The organism is Streptomyces sp. NPDC050485, assembly GCF_044458185.1.
GTDB lineage: Bacteria > Actinomycetota > Actinomycetes > Streptomycetales > Streptomycetaceae > Streptomyces.
This window is the reverse complement of record NZ_JBITHR010000007.1, coordinates 370,618-377,248: the sequence shown is the minus strand read 5'-3', so window position 1 is coordinate 377,248 and position 6,631 is coordinate 370,618. Positions and strand designations below refer to the sequence as shown.

Sequence of the window (6,631 nt, the reverse complement as noted above, 5' to 3'; positions counted from 1 at the left end):
AACATCGCCCGGACACGGTTCACTTCATGTACGTCCACACTCCCAACATGCTCGCGATCAGGACTAATAGGAAGACCTAACGGAGTCCTACTAGGGGGTGTCCGGTGGGTCATGGCCGGGGGCGCGGCGTCTGGCACGGCACCTCGCCGCGTTGCCGAAACGTCCCCATAGCTCCTCCCCCAAGGCCTTAAGGGCCAGGGGGGACCCCCATTGAAGACGCTCCGGCGCCTTGCGATGCACCGCACCAGACGCCGCGCCCTATCCGCCCCTGACCCACCGGACACCCCCTACGCCAGCACCTCCGCCAGGTCGTACCGGACCGGCTCCTCCAACTGGGCGTAGGTGCAGCTGGCAGGAGCGCGGTCCGGGCGCCAGCGCCGGAACTGGGCGGTGTGCCGGAACCGGTCGCCCTCCATGTGGTCGTACGCCACCTCCGCCACCAGCTCCGGACGCACCGCCAGCCACGACAGGTCCTTCTTGCCGGTCCAACGGCTGGTCGCCCCGGGCAGCCGGGCGCTCTCGTGCGCCGACTCCTCGGCCCAGGCGGCCCAGGGATGACCCTGGGCCACCGGGTCGTCCATGAGTAGCGGCGCGAGCTCCTCGATCAACTCCGCGCGCCGTTTCATCGGGAAGGCCGCGCACACGCCGATGTGCTGGAGCCCGCCCGCCGAGTCGTACAGGCCGAGCAGGAGCGAGCCAACCACCGGGCCGCTCTTGTGGTGGCGGTATCCGCCCACCACCACATCCGCCGTGCGCTCGTGCTTGATCTTGTACATGAGGCGGGCGTCGGGCCGGTAGGGGAGATCGAGCGGCTTGGCGATCACCCCGTCGAGCCCGGCACCCTCGTACTGCTCGAACCACCGGCGGGCCACGTCGATGTCGGTGGTCGCCGGAGCCAGGTGAACGGGCGCCGAAACCGCTCCCAGGGCTTTGACCAGCGCCGACCGCCGCTCGGCCAGCGGGGTGTCGAGCAGCGACGCGTCCCCGAGCGCGAGCAGGTCGAAGGCGATGAAGCTCGCCGGGGTCTGTTCGGCGAGGAGCTTCACCCGGGACGCGGCGGGATGGATGCGCTCGCTGAGCCGGTCGAAGTCGAGCCGCCCCTCATGGGCGATGACGATCTCACCGTCCACCACGCAGCGCTCGGGCAGCCGCTCCAGGAGGGCCCCGGCCAATTCCGGAAAGTAGCGGGTCAGCGGCTTGCCGTTGCGGCTGCCGATGACGATCTCGGCGCCGTCCCGGTGCACGATCGCCCGGAACCCGTCCCACTTCGCCTCGTACTGCATTCCGGGCGGAATCCTCGCCACGGACTTGGCGAGCATCGGCTTCACAGGTGGCATCACCGGGAGATCCATACCGTCGATTCTCGCCGATATGCGGCATTGATGCCCTCCGCCTACCGTGGCCTGCATGGGCAAGGGCGAGGCGATCGAGCTGGTGGCCGGCGGGCGGACCATCCGGCTCTCCAATCCGGACAAGGTGTACTTTCCGGCGACCGGCTACACCAAGCTGGACGTGGCGAACTACTACCTGTCCGTCGCCGACGGCATCACACGCGCCCTGCGCGACCGCCCCACCACGCTTGAGCGCTACCCCGACGGCATCGAGGGCGAGTCCTTCTTCCAGAAGCGGGCCCCGAAGAACCTCCCCGACTGGATCCCCACCGCCAGGATCGCCTTCCCCAGCGGCCGCCACGCCGACGAGATCTGCCCCACCGAGCCCGCCGCCGTCCTGTGGGCCGCCCAGCTCGGCTGCCTGACCTTCCACCCCTGGCCGGTACGGCGCGAGGCCACCGACCATCCCGACGAACTCCGCATCGACCTGGACCCGCAGCCCGGCACCGACTTCGGTGACGCCGTCCCGGTCGCCCACGAACTGCGGGCGCTCCTCGGTGAGTTGGGGATCAAAGGCTGGCTCAAGACGTCCGGCGGGCGCGGCATCCACGTCTTCGTACCGATCGAACCCCGCTGGACGTTCACCGAGGTGCGCCGCTGCGCCATCGCGATCGGCCGCGAGCTGGAGCGCCGCATGACGGGCCGGGTCACCACCGCGTGGTGGAAGGAGCAGCGCGGCGAACGGATCTTCGTGGACTACAACCAGACCGCCCGCGACCGCACCATCGCCTCGGCCTACTCGGTACGCCCCAAACCGCACGCCCCGGTATCGGCGCCGCTGCGCTGGGACGAGCTCGACGACGTGCACCCCGAGGACTTCGACCTGCGGACCATGCCCGCGCGGTACGCCGAACTCGGCGATCTCCACGCGGACATGGACGACCACGCCTTCGGCCTCGAACCGCTCCTCGAACTCGCCGACCGCGACGAACACGACCACGAACTCGGCGACATGCCGTACCCGCCGGACTACCCCAAGATGCCGGGCGAACCCAAACGGGTTCAGCCGAGCCGAGCCGCCAAAGGGCCGTAGGACCCCCCTCGGCCCCAGGGCCTCCCGGGGCGCTCACCCCGGATTGTCAGTGCCCGGTGCAAGACTCAGGATTGACAGGACAACGGGACACCCGAAGGAGCTCACCATGCTCACCACCCGTTACGTCACGGGCTCTCCCAGCTGGATCGACCTCGGCACGCCGGACATCGACGCCGCGGCCGCCTTCTACACCGGCCTCTTCGGCTGGACCTTCCGGCCGGGCGGGCCGGAAGTCGGCGGATACGGCACGTTCCAGGCGGCCGGCAAGACCATCGCGGGCGGCATGACCGTCCCTGCCGAGCAGAGCGGCCCGGCCTGGAACGTGTACTTCCAGACCCCGGACGCCGACGCCACGGCCAAGGCCGTCGAGCAGGGCGGCGGCAGCATCACCTTCCAGCCGGTGGACGTCATGGAGCTCGGCCGCAGCGCCTACTTCCGCGACCCGGCGGGCGTCGGCTTCTCGGCGTGGCAGCCCCGGCAGATGAACGGCATGGAAGCCGCCGGCGAGCAGAACACACTGAGCTGGGTCGAGCTGTACACCCCGGACGTCCAGGCGGCCACCGCGTTCTACCACACGGTATTCGGCTGGGAAACCTCGGAAGTGCCCTTCCCGGGCGGTACTTACACGACCGTGAACCCCTCGGGCGCGGGGCCCGACTCGATGTTCGGCGGCGTCGTCCCGATCGACAGCGACCCGCTGGAGGCCGAGGCGGGACCGTACTGGATGCCGTACTACGAAGTGGCCGACGCCGACGCGATCGCCGCCAAGGCGCAGGAGCTGGGCGGCCAGGTCCGCATGGCGCCGGTGGACATGGCGGACGTGGGCCGGTTCGCCAAGCTCGCCGACCCGCACGGCGCGCGCTTCGCCATCATCAAGAGCGCGACGCCGACGTCATAGCCGGAGTCGGACGCCCACGTCATGGGCACAGTCACGGGCGGATGCCGGGTCCGGGCGCGGCAGCGCGGACGTCTGGACCCGGCGGCGCAGGGATGTCGACCGTACGGGAGGCGGTGATCAATTTCGGCGTTCAACGTTCGTTGACCGGACGTTGATCAGCGGCGGGCAACGTGGTCCGCATGCTGAACGACACCATCACCCCCGGGCCGGAACTCGCCTGGCAGGAGAGCGCGTTGTGCGCCCAGGCGGGAGCCGAGTTCTTCTTCCCCGCCCCGGGCAGCTCGACGCGCGAGGCCAAGCAGCTCTGCGGAGCCTGCGACGAGCGGCTGGCCTGCCTGGAGTACGCCCTGGCCAACGACGAGCGGTTCGGCGTGTGGGGCGGCCTCTCCGAGAAGGAGCGGCTCCGCCTCCAGCGCACCAGACAGCGCGACCGCGCCTGACCGCCCGACGTCCCCTGGCGCCACGGCGCCGGGGCGGTCCATGCTGGCCCCGCACGCCCCACAACTACGGGACGAGGGAGCCGGGTTGAGCACTCGGGGAACAGCGGGCAGCGGGACGTACGACTACATCGTGGTGGGCGCCGGATCCGCGGGCTGCGTCCTCGCGGCGCGGCTCTCGGAGGATCCCACCGTCCGGGTGGTCCTCGTCGAATCGGGCCCGCCCGACCGCAAGGCCGAGATCCGGATCCCGGCCGCCTTCCCCAAGCTCTTCAAGTCGCCCTACGACTGGAACTTCACCACCGCCAAGCAGGAGGCGCTGGGCGGCCGCGAACTGTACTGGCCGCGCGGTCACACCCTGGGCGGCTCGTCATCGATGAACGCCATGATGTGGGTGCGGGGCCACCGCGACGACTACGACGCCTGGGGCCGGGCGGCCGGGCCCGACTGGTCGTACGACCGGCTCGTCCGCTACTTCCGGCGCGCCGAGAACTGGACCGGGCCCACCGCCGACGGCACCGTCCACGGCACCGGCGGACCGCTCTTCATCTCCCCGCAGCGCGACCCGAACACCACGACCGGCGCCTTCCTCGCCGCCTGCCAGGAGGCCGGGCTGCCCGAACTGCCGGAGCTGAACGCGCCGGACCACTCGGGCTGCGCGATCACCCCGGTCAACCAGCGCGGCGGCCGCCGCTGGAGCGCCGCGGACGGCTATCTCAAGCCCGCCGCCCGCCGGCCCAACCTCGACGTCCTCACCCAAGTGCGGGTGACCGGGCTCCGGTTCGACGGGCCCCGCGTCACCGGTATCGCCGCCGAAGGCCTGCCGGGACCGCTCACCGCCCGCCGCGAGGTGGTCCTCAGCGCGGGCGCCATCGGCTCGCCCCATCTGCTGATGCGGTCCGGGATCGGCGACCCCGAACGGCTGCGCGCGGCGGGCGTGACCGTTCGGGTCGCCGCACCGGAGGTCGGCAGGCACCTCCAGGACCACCTGGCCTACGCGGTCACCGTGCGCTGCCCGATCCCCGTCAGCCTCACCGGCGCCGACTCGCTCGCCAACGTGGGCCGCTTCCTGCTGCGCGGCCGCGGTCCGCTCACCTCCAACCTCGGCGAGGCGGTCGCCTTCCTGCGCACCGACCCGCAACTGGCCGCCCCCGACATCGAGTTGGTCTTCGCGCCGGGGCCCTTCGTCAACCACGGCCTGACCCCGCCGACCGAACACGGTCTCACCATCGGCGTCATCCTGCTCCAGCCGGCCAGCGAAGGCCGGATCGACCTGGCGGGGACCGAGGCGTCCACCGCGCCCCGGATCGACCCCGGCTACCTCACCGCGGAAGGGGACCTGCCCCGGCTGATGGCGGGGATCCGCAGGGCGGAGGAACTCTTCGCGCGCCCCGCCCTCGCCCCGTACGTCTCAGGACCCATGGAGCCCTACCCGGGCACGGTCGACGACGAGCGGCTCGCCCGGTCGGTGCGGGACGTCGCCGAGACGCTGTACCACCCCGTCGGCACCTGCCGCATGGGCAGCGACGACGGCTCGGTCACCGACCCCCGGCTCAAGGTGCGGGGAGTCGAGGGGCTGCGGGTCGTGGACGCCTCAGTCATGCCGCGCATCACCCGCGGCCACACCCACGCGCCCACGGTCGCGATCGCCGAGAAGGCGGCGGAGATGATCCGGGAGGACGCCAGATAGCGCGACGGCGGACGCCCGCCGGTGATCCGGGGGCGTCCGCCGAACGGAGTGTGAGCGTGCGATGAGGAAGGCTTCCCGGCCCGCGACGAAGGCCTATCCGGCTCGCGCGGCGGGCTCCTCAGGCCCGCGCGGCCATCCGGGCCTTCCGCGCGGCCAGCTTCTCGTCGAACTTGGCCGCCTCGGCGTTGAGCCCGCCCATGTACATGCCGAGCTCCTCCTGCGCCTTGAGACCCTCGGGGCCGAGCCCGTCGATCTCCAGGACCTTGAGGTAGCGCAGCACCGGCTGCAGCACGTCGTCGTGGTGGATCCGCATGTTGTAGATCTCGCCGATCGCCATCTGCGCGGCCGCCCGCTCGAAGCCCGGCATGCCGTGACCGGGCATCCGGAAGTCCACGACGACGTCGCGCACCGACTGCATCGTCAGGTCCGGCGCGATCTCGAAGGCCGCACCGAGCAGATTGCGGTAGAAGACCATGTGCAGGTTCTCGTCGGTCGCGATCCGCGCCAGCATCCGGTCGCAGACCGGGTCGCCCGACTGGTGGCCGGTGTTGCGGTGCGAGACCCGGGTCGCCAGCTCCTGGAAGGCGACGTAGGCGACCGAGTGCAGCATCGAGTGCCGGTTGTCCGACTCGAAGCCCTCGCTCATGTGCGCCATCCGGAACTGCTCCAGCTTGTCCGGGTCCACCGCCCGCGAGGCGAGCAGGTAGTCGCGCATCACGATGCCGTGGCGGCCCTCCTCGGCGGTCCAGCGGTGCACCCAGGTGCCCCAGGCACCGTCCCGGCCGAACAGGGACGCGATCTCGTGGTGGTAGCTGGGCAGGTTGTCCTCGGTGAGCAGATTGACCACCAGGGCGATCTTGCCGATGTCCGTGACCTTGGACTGCTGGGGCACCCACGCCTCGCCGTCCTCGAAGAGCCCGGGGAAGTTGCGGGCGTCCGACCACGGCACGTACTCGTGCGGCATCCAGTCCTTGGCGACCTTCAGGTGCCGGTTGAGCTCCTTCTCGACCACCTCTTCCAGCGCGAACAGCAGTCGGGCGTCGGTCCACGCGTCCGAACTGCCGAGGTGGGGAGAGGTGATCGTCACGGGGGTGCTCCAGGGGGACGGAAACGGGGACGGCAGGCTTACCTACGGATTCGTAGGTTACGAGACCGTAGGTTAAGGCGGCGGTAAGCCCCCGG

At 70.9% G+C, this 6,631-nt stretch carries 6 protein-coding genes; 4 read left to right on the top strand and 2 right to left on the bottom strand.

What is annotated here, in order from left to right; translation table 11 throughout:
- Positions 1 to 287: 287 nt before the first annotated feature.
- Positions 288 to 1,352 (bottom strand): ATP-dependent DNA ligase, encoded by a 1,065-nt coding sequence (locus ACIBK6_RS17840; protein ID WP_399052184.1) that lies wholly within the window; start codon positions 1,350 to 1,352, stop codon positions 288 to 290.
- Positions 1,353 to 1,407: 55 nt separating this feature from the next.
- Here ACIBK6_RS17840 and ligD point away from each other — a divergent pair, with 55 nt between their 5' ends.
- The 4 genes from ligD (at position 1,408) to ACIBK6_RS17820 (ending at position 5,449) form a co-directional block, all read left to right on the top strand.
- On the top strand, positions 1,408 to 2,424 hold the full coding sequence (gene ligD, locus ACIBK6_RS17835) for a non-homologous end-joining DNA ligase (protein ID WP_399052183.1): 1,017 nt from the start codon (positions 1,408 to 1,410) through the stop codon (positions 2,422 to 2,424).
- Between the two features lie 106 nt (positions 2,425 to 2,530).
- The gene (locus ACIBK6_RS17830) at positions 2,531 to 3,322 is read left to right on the top strand and encodes a VOC family protein (RefSeq protein ID WP_399052182.1); all 792 of its coding nucleotides are present in this window, start codon (positions 2,531 to 2,533) and stop codon (positions 3,320 to 3,322) included.
- 179 nt (positions 3,323 to 3,501) lie between these two features.
- A complete protein-coding gene (locus ACIBK6_RS17825) occupies positions 3,502 to 3,762 on the top strand; it encodes a WhiB family transcriptional regulator (RefSeq protein WP_399052181.1) in 261 nt (86 codons plus the stop codon).
- 85 nt (positions 3,763 to 3,847) lie between these two features.
- On the top strand, positions 3,848 to 5,449 hold the full coding sequence (locus ACIBK6_RS17820; RefSeq protein WP_399052180.1) for a GMC family oxidoreductase: 1,602 nt from the start codon (positions 3,848 to 3,850) through the stop codon (positions 5,447 to 5,449).
- A 118-nt stretch (positions 5,450 to 5,567) separates the two neighbouring features.
- Here ACIBK6_RS17820 and ACIBK6_RS17815 read toward each other — a convergent pair whose 3' ends face one another.
- Positions 5,568 to 6,536, bottom strand: a complete 969-nt coding sequence (locus ACIBK6_RS17815; RefSeq protein ID WP_399052179.1) for an acyl-ACP desaturase — start codon at positions 6,534 to 6,536, stop codon at positions 5,568 to 5,570.
- Positions 6,537 to 6,631 lie beyond the last annotated feature (95 nt).